Raw genomic sequence first — 17,063 nt, forward strand, 5'->3', positions numbered from 1 at the left:
CCCGCCGGTCGCGAGGAGATGCCCGCACCTGGCCCGCGCATAAATCCAAAGCCTCCGGCTACCCGCGTCTCCTACCCGTCGACGTCGGCAAGCACGCCGGCGGTCACCGTGGCGACATCGGGCACGCTGAGGTCGCGGCGGTCGGCCCACAGCCGAAGCGCCAGCTGGCGCTCCGCCAGAGACGCATCCGCAAGGAAGGCACAGATGTCGGCCTGCCTGCTGACCAACTGCACAGTCTCGTCGAAGCGCGTGTGCGCGACGCCATTGGCACGCAGTGCTGTGGCTCGATCCGTCAAGGTCGCGGCCAGCGCCGCCCAACTCGTCGGTGCTGCAGCCACCGCGTGGGCCCGGGTGCAGCCAAGACCTAGCGGGACGAAGTCGCCAAACAGTGGCACCTCAACCATGCCGTGCCACATCCTGCCCCGGCGGCCGCAGACCCCACACCGCCCGAGGCCCGTGCTGATGTCCGCGACTGTGACGACAGCCCCCGCCTCTCGGAGATCTCCGGCTGGCGGCAGGGCTTCCCACTCAGGCACGCCGGGCACGCCGACTCGCCTCCACCGCCAGCGAGGCTCCTCCACCCGGTCGGTCCCCATGGCGCGGACCGTAGCGCCGACCACCGACGACTACATGGCAACGATCGGTTCCGCTCCTTCTCGACCGTGGAGGACAACTCCACCGCCGAGCAAGCCGATGGCGGCGCTATCCCCACAGCATCCGGTCAGCTGCGGAAGTGTGCAGGGACCTTCGGAACTCGTGCGCCTCGTCGTGTGACCGGTAGGTCCCCCCACGCGAGCTGTATGGCGGGCGCGCCGCTCTGGGTTTCCGGCGGGTGCCGGTTGTGCCAGGGTGCGGCGCATGGGGGACGCAGATGGCCGGGTGCCGATTGGGGATTTCGTCGCGGGACTGCGCGCCGAGCTGAAGGAAGCGCAGGCAGCCCGGGATCCGGGGCTGCAGTTCGCCGTCGGGCCGGTGACAGTGGAGTTCACCGTGGTCACCGGCCGCGAGGGCGGCCCGGAGGGCAAGGTGCGGTTCTGGGTGATCGAGGCTGGCGGATCGGCCAAGTGGTCGAAGGCCGAGACCCAGAAGGTCGTCTTATCTCTGACCCCGGTCGACGAGCACGGTGAACCCACGTTCATCAGCGACCGGGCGCCCGGGCCACCTCCCTGACCGCCATCTGACGGCAGGGCGGGCGCGGGGAACCGGAGGCAGGCGTGGACGTAGCACGAGTGGTCGAGCTCTACGCGCCGGACCGAACCGGGTCATCCGGCACGGTCGGGTCGGGCTACCGGCTGAGCGAGCAGCTGGTGCTCACCGCTGCGCACGTGGTCGCCGACCTGCCGGCCGCCGCGCCGGGGTCGCCGGTGCCCGACAACGTGGACGCGCCCGGGGTATGCCAGGCCCGCCCCCTAGGGACGGCGGATTGGGCCCCGGCCGTGGTGGCGTGGCGGGGCCCGGATGCTGATGTGGCCGTGCTGCGGCTCGCCGACTCCGCGCCACCGCTGCCACCGGCCAGCCCCAACCCACGCTGGGGCCGCATTCAGAGCACCGAGCCGATCGCGGTCGATGCGGTCGGGTTCCCCTGGGCGCAAGAACGCACCGACCGGATCCGGGACACTGAGCACCTGCACGGCTTCCTCACCCCGGGCACGACCGTCAGGGCCGGCCAGCTGGCGGTCACGGTGCTCAGCGCGGCTCCGACGGAGTGCCGCGGCGGGTCGCCGTGGGCGGGCATGTCCGGCGCCGGCCTATTCGCCGGGCCGTTTCTGGTCGGTGTGGTGTTCGTGGACCCGGCCCGGTTCGGCACCGACCGGGTGGCCGCCGCCCCGATCGGCCCGCTTCTGGCCGACCCGGACCTGGCTGGGCTGCTCGGCGCCCCTACCGCGCCGGTCACGGCGGTGGGGCCGCGGCTGCGGCTGGCCGTCACCGCCGACACCTCCGTGGCGATCGCCCCGCCGTACCAGCGCGCTCCCGCGCGACTGGGGCGGAGACAGCCGGCCGGGCTGCTGCTACCGGAGTACGGCATCGTCCCCTTCCTCGGCCGGGAGGCCGAGTTGCAGACGTTGCAGGACTGGTGCCTCGGTGGGGACAGGGCCGCGCTACGGCTGATCCTCGGCGCCGGCGGGGCAGGCAAGACCCGGCTGGCTGCCGAAACCTGCCTGCGTATGGCCGGGCGCGGCTGGCAGGCCGGCCTAGCCGACCCCGACGCCCCCGGCGGAGATCCAGTCCTAGCCTTCGACCGGCCCACCCTGCTCGTCGTCGACGACGCCGACCTCAAGGTCGACCGACTCGTGGAGCTAATCGGCCACCTCTACCACTGGCCGCCCGACGCCCCACCCGTACGACTGTTGCTGCTGGCCCGGCACACCACCGGCTGGTGGGACACGCTCACTCGGCTTACCCAAGACCGCGCCGATGACCTCGCCGATGACCTGCTGACTCTGCACAACGGCGAGTTGCACCCCGGTGAACGGGCCGCCCACCACGCCGCGGCGATCGCCGCCTTCGCCCCCTACGGTCCGCAGCCACCGGCCGCGATCGGGCCTCCCCCGGACCTGCGGAATGTGGCCTTCGGCAATCCGCTGCTGGTGCAGATGCGTGCACTGCTCACCGTCGCCGGCGCCGACGTACCCACCACCGGTGCGGCTCTGCGCGAGAAGATCCTGCAAGGTGTCCTCGATCAAGAACGGAACGGCTGGGCGAGGAGCTTCCCCCGCCACGTACGCCTCAGCAGCGACGCCACCCCGCAGCAGACCGTCACCACCGCCACCCTGCTCGCCCCACCCGATCAGCCGGCCACCACCACGCTGCTCACCCTGGTCGATGACCTCGCCGACGCCGACGCCGTGGACCGACGCTCGGTCGCCAACTGGCTACACGAGCGCTATCCCGGCACCGAACCGCCGTGGGCGGCCCCACTTCGCCCAGACCTGCTCACCGAGCAGCTGCTGGCTACCTGCGATGGGCTGACCGGCCTGGTGCTAACCGGCTACCAGTGGATCACCGACGGCGGCGCTGTCGGCGGAGCACAGGTCGAGCAGCTACTCACCGAGCTCACCCGCGCCGCCAGTCGCGATCGCGTCCGCCAGACGCTAGATCGACTGCTCGCCGACCGACTGCCCGACCTGCTCGACGGCGCGGTCGCCGACCCCGCCGGCCGACTGCCCGACCTGCTCGACCGGGCCCTCGCTGCCTGCCCGCAGCCTCGAATCGCCACCGCCCTAATGGACCGGCTGCCCGAGCAGAGCACGGGTCTGGCCGGACTCGCCGCCACCCTCAGCGCCCAAGCCGTCGACAGCCACCGCCAGCTCGTTGCCAGCGACCCCGACACCTTCACCCCCGACCTGGCCACGTCGTTGAACAACCTGTCGGTCCGGTTGGTCGAGCTGGGCCGGCGCGAGGACGCCCTCACCGCCATCGAGGAGGCCACCGGCCTCTACCGCACCCTGGCCACCGCCCACCCCGACGCCTTCACCCCCGCCCTCGCCGGCTCGCTGAACAACCTGTCGACCGCACTGGCCAACCTGGGCCGCCGCGAAGACGCCCTGACCGCCGTCGAGGAGGCCACCGGCCTCTACCGCACCCTGGCCACCGCCCACCCCGACGCCTTCACCCCCGCCCTGGCCATGTCGCTGAACAACCTGTCGATCCGGCTGGCCGACCTGGGCCGCCGCGAGGACGCCCTGACCGCCATCGACGAGGCCACCGGCCTGCGCCGCACCCTGGCCACCGCCCACCCCGACGCCTTCACCCCCGCCCTCGCCGGCTCGCTGAACAACCTGTCGACCGCACTGGGCGACCTGGGCCGGCGCGAGGACGCCCTGACCGTCATCGAGGAGGCCACCGGCCTCTACCGCACGCTGGCCGCTGCCCGGCCTGACGCCTTCACCCCCGCCCTCGCCGGCTCGCTGAACAACCTGTCGGTCCGGCTGGCCGACCTGGGCCGGCGCGAGGACGCCCTGACCGCCATCGAGGAGGCCACCGGCCTCTACCGCACGCTGGCCGCTGCCCGGCCTGACGCCTTCACCCCCGCCCTCGCCGGCTCGCTGAACAGCCTGTCGACCGCACTGGGCGAGCTGGGCCGCCGCGAGGACGCCCTGACCGCCATCGAGGAGGCCACCGGCCTCTACCGCACCCTGGCCGCCGCCCGGCCTGACGCCTTCACCCCCGACCTGGCCACCTCGCTGAACAACCTGTCGAACGAGCTCGGCGGCCTGGGCCGGCGCGAGGACGCCCTGGCCGCCATCGAGGAGGCCGTCGGCCTGCGCCGCACGCTGGCCGCCGCCCGGCCTGACGCCTTCACCCCCGACCTGGCCATGTCGCTGAACAACCTGTCGAATCGGCTGGCCGGCCTGGGCCGCCGCGAAGACGCCCTGACCGCCATCGAGGAGGCCACCGGCCTGCGCCGCACGCTGGCCGCCGCCCGGCCTGACGCCTTCACCCCCGACCTGGCCACCTCGCTGAACAACCTGTCGACCGCGCTGGCCAACCTGGGCCGCCGCGAAGACGCCCTGACCGCCATCGAGGAGGCCACCGGCCTGCGCCGCACGCTGGCCACCGCCCACCCCGACGCCTTCACCCCCGCCCTCGCCGGCTCGCTGAACAACCTGTCGAATCGGCTGGCCGACCTGGGCCGCCGCGAAGACGCCCTGACCGCCATCGAGGAGGCCACCGGCCTGCGCCGCACCCTGGCCGCCGCCCACCCCGACGCCTTCACCCCCGCCCTCGCCGGCTCGCTGAACAACCTGTCGAATCGGCTGGCCGACCTGGGCCGGCGCGAAGACGCCCTGACCGCCATCGAGGAGGCCACCGGCCTGCGCCGCACCCTGGCCACCGCCCACCCCGACGCCTTCACCCCCGCCCTCGCCGGCTCGCTGAACAACCTGTCGATCCGGCTGGCCAACCTGGGCCGCCGCGAAGACGCCCTGACCGCCATCGAGGAGGCCACCGGCCTGCGCCGCACGCTGGCCGCCGCCCGCCCCGACGCCTTCACCCCCGCCCTCGCCGGCTCGCTGAACAACCTGTCGACCGCACTGGGCGACCTGGGCCGCCGCGAGGACGCCCTGACCGCCATCGAGGAGGCCACCGGCCTGCGCCGCACGCTGGCCGCCGCCCACCCCGACGCCTTCACCCCCGACCTGGCCATGTCGCTGAACAACCTGTCGATCCGGCTGGCCGACCTGGGCCGCCGCGAGGACGCCCTGACCGCCATCGAGGAGGCCGTCGGCCTCTACCGCACGCTGGCCGCTGCCCGGCCTGACGCCTTCACCCCCGCCCTCGCCGGCTCGCTGAACAACCTGTCGACCGCACTGGGCGAGCTGGGCGAGCTGGGCCGGCGCGAGGACGCCCTGACCGCCATCGAGGAGGCCACCGGCCTCTACCGCACCCTGGCCACCGCCCACCCCGACGCCTTCACCCCCGACCTGGCCACCTCGCTGAACAACCTGTCGACCGCACTGGGCGACCTGGGCCGGCGCGAGGACGCCCTCACCGCCATCGAGCAGGCCGTCGGCCTCTACCGCACGCTGGCCGCCGCCCGCCCCGACGCCTTCACCCCCGACCTCGCCACCTCGCTGACCAACCAGTCGAACCAGCTCGACAGCCTCGGCCGCCGCGAGGACGCCCTGGCCGCCATCGACGAGGCCACCGGCCTCTACCGGGCGCTGTACAACTGTCATCCCGATCTGTACCGCCACGCCCTCGTGAATGCCCTCGCCAACCTGGCGACCGCCCTGCGGACGCTGGGCAGCGAGGCGGAGGCTGCGCACGTCGAGCGAGAGCGTGCAGCACTGGAAGACGGAGCGCCCAAGCGCGCCGAGTAGGGGACCTACGGAACTCGCGCGCCTCGTCGTGAGATCGGTAGGTCCCCTGCCCGGGTCGAGTGGCGAGAGGATGTCCGCTCGGGTTTCCGGTGGGTGAGGGTTGTGTCAGGGTTCGGCGTATGGGGGATACGGACGGTCGGGTGCCGATCGCTGAGTTCGTGGCGGGGCTGCGCGCCGAGCTGAAGGAGGCTCAGGCCACCCGGGATCCGGGGTTGCAGTTCGCGGTCGGGCCGGTGCAGGTGGAGTTCACCGTTGTCACCGGCCGGGAGGGCGGGCCGGAGGGCAAGGTGCGGTTCTGGGTGGTCGAGGCGGGCGGGTCGGCCAAGTGGTCGACGGCCGAGACCCAGAAGGTCGTCTTGTCTCTGACCCCGGTCGACAAGCACGGTGACCCCACGTTCATCAGCGACCAGGTGTCTGGGCCGCCTCCCTGACCGCTGTCTGACGGTGGGTCGGGCGCGGAGAACCGGAGGTGGGCGTGGACCTCGCACGGGTGGTCGAGCTCTACACCCCCGGTGGGGACCGAGACGGCGGGCGAGTGGGGTCGGGCTACCGGCTGACCGAGCAACTGGTGCTCACCGCCGCGCACGTGGTCACCGGGCTGCCGACTGCCGCGCCGGGGTCGCCGGTGCCCGACAGCGTGGACGCGCCCGGGGTATGCCAGGCCCGTCCCCTCGGGACGACGGACTGGGCCCCGTTCGTGGTGGTCTGGCGCAACGCCGGCGCCGACGTCGCAGTGCTTCGGCTGGGCGATGGCGCACCGCCGCCGCCAACGGGGAGCCCTAACCCACGTTGGGGCCGCATTCAGGGCACCGAGCCGATCGCGGTCGACGCGGTCGGCTTCCCCTGGGCGCAGGAACGTACCGACCGGAGGCGGGACACCGAGCACCTGCACGGCTTCCTGGCCCCCGCCACCACCAGCAGGACCGGGCAGCTGGCGATCACGGTGCTCACCTCCCCACCAGGTGACCGGACGAGCGGCTCGCCGTGGGCGGGCATGTCGGGTGCCGCCCTCTTCGCCGGGCCCTTCTTGATCGGCGTCGTGGTCGTCGACCCGGCACGGTTCGGCACCGCCCGTGTGGTCTCCACCCCTGTCGCCCCACTGTTGGCCGACCCCGACCTAGCCGGGCTCCTGGGTGGTTCCGCCGACACCGTCACGCAAGTCGGGCCGCGACTGCGGCTAGCCATCACCGCCGGCACCTCAGTGGCAGTGGCCCCGCCCTACCGGGCGGCCTCGGGCCGGCTGGGCCGGGAACCATCCCGGCTGCTGCTGCCCGAGCACGGCATCGTCCCCTTCCTCGGCCGCGGAACCGAACTACAGACGTTGCAGGACTGGTGCCTGGGCGGCGGTGGGGCCGGGCTGCGGCTGCTGCTCGGCGCCGGCGGCGCGGGCAAGACCCGGCTCGCAGCGGAGGTCTGCCTGCGGATGGCCGGGCACGGCTGGCAAACCGGCCTGGCCGACCCCGACGCCCCCGGCGGGGACCCCGTGCTGGCCTTCGACCGGCCCACCCTGCTCGCCATCGACGACGCCGAGTTGCACGTCGACCTGCTCGCCGGACTGGTGCACACCCTGGGCTACTGGCCACCCGACGCGCCGCCGATACGGCTGCTGCTGCTCACCCGCCACACCACCGGCTGGTGGCACACCCTCAACCAGCGCACCGACCAGCTCGCTGCCGAACTGGCCGACCCCCCGCTCACCCTGCACACCGGCGACCTCGCCTCGGGCGACCGGCCCGCCCACCACGCCGCGGCCCGCGCCGCGTTCACCCACCACCTGCCGCCGGCCACCGGACCTGCGACTCCGAACAGCGACCAGGTGCCCGACCTGGCCGACGATGCCTTCGCCAACCCGCTGCTGATACACATGCACGCGCTACTCGCCGCCAGCGGCGTTTCCGCGCCCACCAGCGGCAGCGCCGTGCGCGAACGGCTGGTGAACGCAGTCCTCGATCGCGAACGTCGCCGTTGGGCCGACACCTTCCCCGCCACGGTGACAACCAGCAGCCCCGCCACCCACCAACAAGCCGTCGCCACCGCCACCCTGCTCGCCCCCACCGACCAACCCGCCACCGCAGCCCTGCTCACCGTCATCGACGACTTCGCCGACGCCGCCGCCGCCACACGCGGCGCCGTCGCCGACTGGCTGCGGCAGCGCTACCCCGGCGCCCAGCCGCCCTGGGTCGCCCCGCTGCGCCCGGACCTGCTCACGGAACAACTCCTGGCCAGCTGCCCCGACCTGACCGGCCTGGTGCTCACCGGCCACGCCCGGCTCACCAACCACCACGACTCTCCGGCGGGCATCCAAGTTGAGCAGCTACTCGCCGAACTGGTCCGCGCCGCCGGCCGCCACCCGGTGCGTACCGCCCTGGACCGGCTGCTGGCCGCCCGGCTGCCCGAACTCTTCGACGCTGCACTCGCCGCCCCCACCGGCCCGCTGCCCGACCTGCTCGATACTGCGCTGGCCATCTGCCCGCAGCGATCGGCGGCCGTGGCAGTGCTCAACCGGTTGCCCGAGCACAGCACCGGACTGGCCCCCCTGGCCGCCACCCTCACCGCCCAAGCCGTCGCCCACCACCGCCAGCTTGTCGCGACCAATCCTGACGCGCACACCCCCGACCTCGCCGGCGCGCTGAACAACCTGTCGAACCGGCTGGCCGACCTCGGCCGCCGCGAGGACGCCCTAGCCGCCATCGACGAGGCGGTCACCCTGCGCCGAGCGCTGGCCGCCGCCCGCCCCGACGCCTTCACCCCCGACCTCGCCATGGCGCTGAACAACCTGTCGCTCCGGCTGGGCGACCTCGGCCGCCACGAGGACGCCCTGACCGCCATCGACGAAGCGGTCACCCTGCGCCGAGCGCTGGCCGCCGCCCGCCCCGACGCCTTCACCCCCGCCCTCGCCACCTCGCTGAACAACCTGTCGAACCGGCTGGCCAATCTCGGCCGCCGCGAAGACGCCCTGACCGCCATCGACGAAGCGGTCACCCTGCGCCGAGCGCTGGCCGCCGCCCGCCCCGACGCCTTCACCCCCGCCCTCGCCACCTCGCTGAACAACCTGTCGGGCCGGCTGGCCGACCTCGGCCGCCGCGAGGACGCCCTGACCGCCATCGACGAGGCGGTCACCCTGCGCCGGGCGCTGACTGCCGCCCGCCCCGACGCCTTCACCCCCGACCTCGCCGGCGCGCTGAACAACCTGTCGAACCGGCTGGCCAATCTCGGCCGCCACGAGGACGCCCTCGCCGCCATCGACGAGGCCGTCGCCGCCTACCGGGCGCTGGCCGCCGCCCGCCCCGACGCCTTCACCCCCGACCTGGCCACCGCGCTGAACAACCTGTCGAACCGGCTGGGCGACCTCGGCCGCCACGAGGACGCCCTCGCCGCCATCGACGAGGCCGTCGCCGCCTACCGGGCGCTGGCCGCCGCCCGCCCCGACGCCTTCACCCCGACCTCGCCACCGCGCTGAACAACCTGTCGAACGCGCTGGGCGACCTCGGCCGCCACGAGGACGCCCTCGCCGCCATCGACGAGGCGGTCACCCTGCGCCGGGCGCTGGCTGCCGCCCGCCCCGACGCCTTCACCCCCGACCTCGCCACCTCGCTGAACAACCTGTCGAACCGGCTGGCCAATCTCGGCCGCCACGAGGACGCCCTCGCCGCCATCGACGAGGCCGTCGCCGCCTACCGGGCGCTGGCCGCCGCCCGCCCCGACGCCTTCACCCCCGACCTGGCCACCGCGCTGAACAACCTGTCGAACCGGCTGGGCGACCTCGGCCGCCACGAGGACGCCCTCGCCGCCATCGACGAGGCCGTCGCCGCCTACCGGGCGCTGGCCGCCGCCCGCCCCGACGCCTTCACCCCCGCCCTGGCCACCGCGCTGAACAACCTGTCGAACGCGCTGGCCGATCTCGGCCGCCACGAGGACGCCCTCGCCGCCATCGACGAGGCCGTCGCCGCCTACCGGGCGCTGGCCGCCGCCCGCCCCGACGCCTTCACCCCCGACCTCGCCGGCGCGCTGAACAACCTGTCGAACGCGCTGGCCGATCTCGGCCGCCACGAGGACGCCCTGACCGCCATCGACGAGGCCGTCACCCTGCGCCGGGCGCTGGCTGCCGCCCGCCCCGACGCCTTCACCCCCGACCTCGCCACCTCGCTGAACAACCTGTCGCTCCGGCTGGGCGACCTCGGCCGCCGCGAAGACGCCCTCGCCGCCATCGACGAGGCCACCGACCTCTACCGGCAACTATCGAGCAGCTATCCGGACCGGTACCGGGACGCGCTGGCGTTCGCCCTCCGCAACCTCGCGATCGGCCTTCGGAAGCTGGACCGCGACGCGGAAGCCGAGCTGGTCGAGCGCGAGGCCGAAGAGCTGGCCGGCTGAAGGACGGAGCTTGCCGGTGAGGGACCTACGGAAGTCAGGCGCCTCGTCGTGAGAACGGTAGGTCCCCCAGGACAAGGCCGGGCCGTAGCGACCGCACTGTCGGGTCGGCGTCTCATGGTTCCGCGAGGCTGGAGTGGCGCGCCGGACCGCGCGGCGTACCTCCCTTATGCGGGAGGGTCGGGTCTCCTACTGTGGGCGGACGCTCGGACCCCCTGCGAGGCCGCGCGTGAGCCTGGCCTGGGGGAGGTCGTGATGGCGAGGTTGGTGCTTGAGCCGGTCGAGGTTGACGGCGCCGGTCGGTGGCGGTGGCTGTTGCGTACCGAGGACGGTGAGCCGCTGGCCTCCCATCAGGTTGTTGTGCCGGAGGGCGACTACGAGTACGGCGGATTCGTCGATCTGTACCGGTGGCTGCGGTGGGAGGCCGACCCGGACCGGCGAGTCGTTTCGGAGGCGGAGCTGACCGCCCGGGTGGGCGCGTGGATGGGTGAGCATCTGCTGGGGCCGGAGGTGATGGCGGCGCTGCTGGACGAGGCGCCGGTGACCGTCCGCGTGCTGGTGCCCGAGCCGCTGGGTTTCTTGCCCTACCGGCCGTGGGAGATCGCCGCCTGGCAGCAGGCGATGCTGGGTCGGGAGCAGGTGGGGTTCGTCTTCGACCTGCCCGACACCCGCCGGCCCCCCCGCACCGCCCTGAACGACAAAGATGCGCGACCTGTGCGGGTGCTGGCGTTGTTCAGCCTGCCCACCGGCGGCACGCCGTTGGGCCTGCGTCGGGAACGCCACGCCCTGCAGGAACTCGTGCGCCAGCTCGGGCAGGGGCAGTCGGCGCGGGCGGTGCAGCTGCGGGTGCTGCAGTACGGCGTCACCCGCGACGCGCTGACCGCCGCCGTGGACGACGCCGACGGCTGGGACGTGCTGCACGTCTCCGGGCACGGCGGCGCCGGGGTGCTGGTCCTCGAACGGGAGGACGGCTCGTCCGACCCGCTCGAGTCCGGTGAACTGGTCGAGCTGCTGTATCCAATGCGCCGCCGGCTGCGGCTGGCGGTGCTCTCGGCGTGTGAGTCCGGCGCGGCCACCGCCGCGGAGATGCTGCGCCTGCTCAACCAGACCCGGCCGGCCGAGCAGCTGGCGCAGCAGGCCGATCAGGAAGCCAGCGGCGATGCTGCCGATGCGGGCTGGCCCGGACTGGGCCGGGCCCTGGTCCAGCGGCTGGGCTGTGCGGTGCTGGCGATGCGCTATCCGGTGATCGACGACTTCGCCATAACCCTCACCGGACACTTCTACCGTGGGCTGTTCCAGCACGAGCAGAGCGTGGACGTGGCGCTGGCCCGGGCGCTGCCCCGCGCCGCACCTGGCCTTCCCTCGCTGGGGGCCCCCGCGGTGTCGCTGGCCACCCCGGCGCTGCTCGGCCCGGCCACCGGCCTGACGCTGCAGCCCCCGCCCGGCAGTGCGGAGCAGATCAGCCTGGTCATGGCGGGCTTTCCGGACGAGCCGGAGCGGTTCGTCGGCCGCACCGCCATCCTCACCCAGGCCCGGCACGCCTTGCTGGCCGGCTCCGGTCGGGCGGGGGTGCTGCTGCACGGTATGGCCGGCGCCGGCAAGACCACCGCCGCCCTGGAACTGGCCTATCAGACTGCCGCCACCTTCACCGCCGCTGCCTGGTGGAGCGCGAAGGACACGCAGTGGCAGGCAGCGCTGGCCGACCTCGCCGGAGAGCTGGAGAGGCAGCTGAACCCGGCGCTCAACCCCGATGGGCTGCCGAACGTGCCACACGTCCAGCTGGTGGGCAACACCGCCACCGACACCCGGCTGGATGCCTACCTGCCGCGGCTGACCGAGCTGATCAAGCAGGCCCGGCTGCTGATCGTGCTGGACAACCTGGAGACCCTGCTCACCGCCCAGGGCAGCTGGCTCGACCCGCGCTTCGGCCGGCTCGTGACCGCGCTGACCGGGCATCGCGGCGCGTCCCGGGTGGTGCTGACCAGCCGCACCATCCCCGCCGACCTCGACCGCGACCGCGTCATCGAGCGTCCCGTTCACGCGCTGGCCCGCGACGAGTCGCTGCTGCTGGCCCGCGAACTGCCCCACCTGCACGCCCTGGCCCACGACACCGAACCGGCCACCCGCACCACCGACCCGCAGGTGGCCGCCGACCGCGCCCTGCTGGCCCGCACCCTCACCGTCGTCCAAGGCCACCCCAAGCTGCTCGAGCTCGCCGACGCCACCGCCGCCAACCCCGGGCTGCTCAAGGAACGGGTGACCGCCGCCGAAGCCGCCGCCGCCGACCGCGGCACCCCGCTGGCCGCCTTCCTCGACACCGGCCACAGCCAGGCCGACCCCGACCAGCTACTCGACGCCCTGGAAAGCTGGACCCGCAACACCACCGCCGCACTGCCCGAGGCCGCCCGACTGCTGCTGCAACTGCTCGCGGGGGCCGAGCCCGCCGACCGCACCAGCGCCGTCCTCGACGGCAACTGGGCCGACCTGTGGCGACGGCTGAACCGCCCCGGCGACCCACCCCCCATCCCGGACACCCTCGCCCCGCTGACCACCGCCGCCCTCATCGACCCCCAGCCGATTGGTGGGTCCGACGAACGCGACCGGCCGGTGCGCTACCACCTGCACCCCGGCGTCGCCGACACCATCCGCGCCGACACCCCCGCCGAGACCAGAACCGCCATCGACACCGAACTCGCCGCCTACTGGGGGGCGGCGTTCCGCTTTGCACTTGAGCAGGAGCCACACCAGGCGACCGGAGGGCTCGTTGTGCACGCCGCGCTCGCCGCCGCCCCCTATTTGCTCCGCCTCCACGACTGGGCAACCGCCAGCGAGCTTCTCGAATCGGCCCTGCACCGCGATGAAACCCTCGGCGCGGTCGCCGCCGCCCTGCCCCATCTTCAGACCGTCGCCGACGCCACCACCGGCACCGACCGTGAACTCATCGACCGCGGCGTCCTCGCCACTGCCGTCGCCTACTTCGACCCCCTCGAGGGCGAACGACGGATACGCGCCAACCTCGCGGAGGCCGACGACCGCGGTGAGTACAGGGTGGCATACGCGGCTGCCGGCGACCTGATCAACCTTCTGGCAGCTCGGGGACGTCTGTCCGAGGCTCTCGCGATCACCGACCAGAAGGCGGACCTGACCCACCGCGCCGGGCTCGGCCCGTGGACCCAACTGGCCGACGACGCTGGACGCCTACAGCTCCTTGTCGTGACCGGCGACGCCCAGACGACCTTCGACGAAGTGCAACGACTCCGTGAGCGCATGCGCGACCTGCCCGACCAGCCTGGCGACAATGAAGCCGTCAACCCGTGGAACGTCCGCGAGACGATCCTCGACACCGGGCGTATGGCAGCCTTGGCGTTGGGCCGCTGGCAGGACGCGCTCGACCTCAACGCCGAAATCCTCGACAGCCAACGGCGACGCGGCGCCGGCCCGCACGGCCTTGCCCGTACCCGGTTTAGCGACTATGGGCCGCTGCTGCGCCTCGACCGGCTGGCCCAGGCCGACCAGCTGCTGCGCGCCTGCCAGAACCAGTACGAACAGGCCGGGGACACCGCTAGGGTCGGCATGGTTTTGGGTGCCCGCGCCGACCTCGCCGACCGGCAGGGACACCGCGAGGCGGCCCAGGGCCACACACAGGTCGCCCTGCGCTACCTCTATGTCTCCGGGCGCCCCCGGGAAATCGCGACCGGTCACCATAACCTGGCCATCGGGCAGCAGCGGGCCGCCCACACGCCCGCAATGTGGCTGCCCCACCTGCTCGCCGCCGCCCTGCTGCGCCACCTCATCGGCGACAGACGCCTGCCCGAGACCCTGCGCATCCTCACCCGGAAGCTCACCGACCCGGCCACCGCGGCGGTTCTTTCCGCCACCATCGCGCAGGTCCAGAACACCGTCGAACAGGTCGACGGCGTCCACTTCGGCACCCTCCTTGGCGCCCTAGAGCCAGACCCCGGGCGCCAGCAGGCCGCCCTCGACGAGATCCTCTACACCGCCCGCACCATGCCCTCCGACCAAGCATTCGACGTCCAGAAGCACCTCGACCGCTGGGAGCCGCGGCTGGCCGCGATCGTGGCGGCCGCCGGCGGCGACCAGGCCGCCCGCGACCAGGTCGAGCAACTACTCGATCGACTGGCCGACACCGAGGACTGGGCCGCGCTGACCGGGGCACTGCGCCGCATCCTGGCCGGCGAGCGCGACCCCGAGACGCTGTTGGCCGGCCTGGACGCGGTCGACACCGCTATCACCACCCGGCTGCTCGACGCTCTAGCCGGCCGCATCCAACTCATTACCAGCTCCCAGCCCGCGCCCAGCACCGAGGAACTCATCTCCCGGTGGAAGCCGGTGCTCGCCGGCATCGTCGCCGCCACCAGCGGCGACCAGGCCGCCCGCGACCAGGTGGAGCAACTGCTCGACCAGCTGGCCGACACCGAGGCCTGGGCGGCGCTGACCGGGGTGCTGCGCCGCATCCTGGCCGGTGAACGCAACCCCGAGGCGCTGTTGGTCGGCCTGGACCCGACCGACACCGCCATCACCACCCGGCTGCTCGACGCCCTCGCCGGCCGTATCCGGCTGCAGCCCCCGTCCGACATCTCCGAGGAAGCGGCCGAACACGATGACCAGTGACCCCCAGACATCCGTGCAGTCCATTCCCGATGAGCAGGTCATCCCGGTGCTGGCCCTGGTGCTCGACGCCCGCCGCAGGCTGCCCGACGCCGCCACCGCCAAGCAGACCTGCGAACGCCTCTCCGCCGCCGCCGCCGACCCGGCGCCCCTGGAGATCGTCGACGAGCAGACCGGCCCCGCCGACGCCAGTCCCAGCGACCTGAACACCGGCTCGACCGCCCCGTCGGACACCGCACTGGCGCGCACCGCCCTGGGCTATCTGGTCACCACCGACCCCGAAGCCGCCCGGGTCCTGCCCCGCGCCCTCCGCCTGGCCAACGAACCCGACACCGGCACCACCCGCTTCGACCCGATGACCCTGCTCATCGGCGGCCTGGTCCTCGCCGTCCTGCAGACCGAGGTCGACTGGACCCGCACCGACACCGGCCGCTGGAAACTCCGCGTCCACAAACGGGCCATGCGCGACAGCACCATCGCCACCCTCATCCGCGGCGTCCTCACCGGAAACGGCCCCGGCACCGGCGCCCCGCAGTAGCCCGCCGACGGTCAGCCACCCGGCGGCGCGGGACCTACGGAACTCGCGCGCCTCGTCGTGAGAACCGTAGGTCCCCGCTCCTGACGGCGCGTCGGGCGGCACGTCTTGAAGTGCGTGCCGGACAGGGTTTCCCTGGGCGGGCGCGGATGCCACCTTGTCCAGAATGAGCGTCCCGCACGACCGTTGGAGGTCCCACGGTGGCCACCGCATCCTCTGCGACGGGCGCAGTGCCAGGGGGGGCAGGCTCCGGCCGGGTCCGGACAGAGCCGACAGTTCTGGAGCGGTCTGGTCACAGGGCTCGTGACTGGCGTACTCAGCACCGTGCTGGGCTCTCTTCTGTTGCTGGTGCTCGCACCACGCGTAGAAGAAGCACTGCGCGAACCGACCTGCGATGACCCGCGGGGCCTGGAACTGGTTCGCCCGCTCGAGGTCACGAGCACTCATCCAGAACTCGCGCCCCAGGGTCAGCAATCATACGAACTCGCGCGAATGCTCGATGGCGACTCGGGGACCGCATGGGTTGAGGGCGTCCTGGACGAGGACAATCCATACGGCCGAGGGGTGTCATTGGAGTTCCGGTTTCCCGATGAAACAGACCTGCGCCTCGCCTGCGTAGTGAACGGCTACGGACGTTCATGGGAGACCTACCAGGAGAATGCCCGACTGCGCCTGTTGGATGTCGAGACTCAACAGGGTGACAGCGAGGAAGTCGGGCTCCCAGAAAAGACGCCCGATACCTTCGCCGTTCACCAGGAGCTGGCGGTACCCGAGGGGACGACCACCTTCCTTCGTCTGACGATCGTGGAGGCACGCGCCGGCCAAGGAGCCGATCGGGCGACCGATCTGGCAGTCAGCGAAATCGAGTTCTGGGAGACCGATTAGCGAGCTGTCGCGCCTGGTCCCGTAGCAGCACGCTCGCGTCCTGTCCGGTCATCGGCGAACTCATGCGCCACGTGGGGAGAACGCTAGGTCCCCTGAATCAGACGGCTAACCGGGCGGCCGGGCGACCTCATGACGGTACGACGTCGACCTCGCACTGGCCCATCAAGCTTGCATCTGGCGCGCGCAGTTGTGCGTTGAGGTGGACTCCCAAGATCTCCTCGCCTCGAGTCAGACCGAGGTAGTCACCCGTCCTCTGCCCTAGCTCGACCGTTCCTGTGCCGCCCAAAGGAACGTCGAGATCGTGGTTTGCCCACATGGCCATCTGCGGGAAGTCGGGAACGATGGAGTTGCTGGCCTTGGCCCAGCCGTTGACGGTGACCTCCACTGGGTGAGCAGTACCGTTGACGACCGTCACGCGCGGCCGGTACTGCTCGATGCCGTAGTCGGTCTCCGAGACCATCTGATAGGTCACCTGCACCGACGTGAAGTCGGCGCAGGTCGGCCTCGCCACACTGGGCGACGCCGATGTCGGGATCTCGGCGCGTGCCGGGGTCGGCTCGGCCGGGGCCACCATGACCGAGTTGCCGCTACTTGCTTCACCGCCCGATGTAGCAAGGGCTTCCTCGGCCGATTCGTTGATGGCCAGGCGCCACAGGGCAATGACGGCTAGGGCCGCCAACGAGACCGCGAGCAGAACCCGCCGCCGTGGAGGGATTGGTGGCTCTGCAGTCGGCATCGGCGGAGGAGATGGTGGTGGCGAAGTCCGCGGGGCTCTCGCGTGCTCAGCGGGCGGTGGTGGTTCGGAGGCGGCCCGGCCTCTT

At 72.6% G+C, this 17,063-nt stretch carries 10 protein-coding genes; 8 read left to right on the forward strand and 2 right to left on the reverse strand.

Annotated elements, in window-relative coordinates:
* Window positions 1-71 precede the first annotated feature (71 nt).
* Window positions 72-404, reverse strand: coding sequence for a hypothetical protein (locus ABDB74_RS15180; protein ID WP_346619581.1), 333 nt, complete (start codon window positions 402-404; stop codon window positions 72-74).
* A 454-nt stretch (window positions 405-858) separates the two neighbouring features.
* Between ABDB74_RS15180 and ABDB74_RS15185 the strand changes: the two genes are divergently transcribed.
* The 8 genes from ABDB74_RS15185 (at window position 859) to ABDB74_RS15220 (ending at window position 16,242) form a co-directional block, all read left to right on the forward strand.
* Window positions 859-1,170 carry a trypco2 family protein gene (locus ABDB74_RS15185; RefSeq protein ID WP_346619582.1) on the forward strand — a complete coding sequence of 104 codons (312 nt, stop codon included), beginning with the start codon at window positions 859-861 and terminating at the stop codon, window positions 1,168-1,170.
* 44 nt (window positions 1,171-1,214) lie between these two features.
* Window positions 1,215-5,822, forward strand: coding sequence for a tetratricopeptide repeat protein (locus tag ABDB74_RS15190; RefSeq protein ID WP_346619583.1), 4,608 nt, complete (start codon window positions 1,215-1,217; stop codon window positions 5,820-5,822).
* 140 nt (window positions 5,823-5,962) lie between these two features.
* On the forward strand, window positions 5,963-6,253 hold the full coding sequence (locus ABDB74_RS15195; RefSeq protein ID WP_346619584.1) for a trypco2 family protein: 291 nt from the start codon (window positions 5,963-5,965) through the stop codon (window positions 6,251-6,253).
* 44 nt (window positions 6,254-6,297) lie between these two features.
* The gene (locus ABDB74_RS15200) at window positions 6,298-9,282 is read left to right on the forward strand and encodes a tetratricopeptide repeat protein (RefSeq protein WP_346619585.1); all 2,985 of its coding nucleotides are present in this window, start codon (window positions 6,298-6,300) and stop codon (window positions 9,280-9,282) included.
* A 17-nt stretch (window positions 9,283-9,299) separates the two neighbouring features.
* Window positions 9,300-10,196: a tetratricopeptide repeat protein gene (locus ABDB74_RS20735; protein ID WP_407062176.1), complete on the forward strand. Its 897-nt coding sequence runs from the start codon at window positions 9,300-9,302 to the stop codon at window positions 10,194-10,196.
* A 312-nt stretch (window positions 10,197-10,508) separates the two neighbouring features.
* Window positions 10,509-14,825, forward strand: coding sequence for an AAA family ATPase (locus ABDB74_RS15210; protein WP_346619588.1), 4,317 nt, complete (start codon window positions 10,509-10,511; stop codon window positions 14,823-14,825).
* On the forward strand, window positions 14,815-15,360 hold the full coding sequence (locus tag ABDB74_RS15215; protein ID WP_346619589.1) for a hypothetical protein: 546 nt from the start codon (window positions 14,815-14,817) through the stop codon (window positions 15,358-15,360). Before ABDB74_RS15210 ends, ABDB74_RS15215 begins: the two co-directional genes overlap by 11 nt.
* A gap of 300 nt (window positions 15,361-15,660) precedes the next feature.
* Window positions 15,661-16,242 (forward strand): NADase-type glycan-binding domain-containing protein, encoded by a 582-nt coding sequence (locus ABDB74_RS15220; protein ID WP_346619590.1) that lies wholly within the window; start codon window positions 15,661-15,663, stop codon window positions 16,240-16,242.
* A 127-nt stretch (window positions 16,243-16,369) separates the two neighbouring features.
* On the opposite strand, the gene ABDB74_RS15225 is transcribed toward ABDB74_RS15220, so the two are convergent.
* On the reverse strand, window positions 16,370-16,978 hold the full coding sequence (locus ABDB74_RS15225) for a hypothetical protein (RefSeq protein ID WP_346619591.1): 609 nt from the start codon (window positions 16,976-16,978) through the stop codon (window positions 16,370-16,372).
* Between the last annotated feature and the right edge of the window lie 85 nt (window positions 16,979-17,063).

The organism is Blastococcus sp. HT6-4 (assembly GCF_039679125.1).
In the GTDB taxonomy this organism is placed as follows: Bacteria; Actinomycetota; Actinomycetes; order Mycobacteriales; family Geodermatophilaceae; genus Blastococcus; species Blastococcus montanus.

Bases quoted from the DNA above. Each gene is read 5' to 3' on its own strand.
- ABDB74_RS15215 (WP_346619589.1), top strand. From the start codon at position 14,815: ATGACCAGTGACCCCCAGACATCCGTGCAGTCCATTCCCGATGAGCAG.
- ABDB74_RS15180 (WP_346619581.1), bottom strand. From the start codon at position 404: ATGGTTGAGGTGCCACTGTTTGGCGACTTCGTCCCGCTAGGTCTTGGC.
- ABDB74_RS15185 (WP_346619582.1), top strand. From the start codon at position 859: ATGGGGGACGCAGATGGCCGGGTGCCGATTGGGGATTTCGTCGCGGGA.
- ABDB74_RS15225 (WP_346619591.1), bottom strand. From the start codon at position 16,978: ATGCCGACTGCAGAGCCACCAATCCCTCCACGGCGGCGGGTTCTGCTC.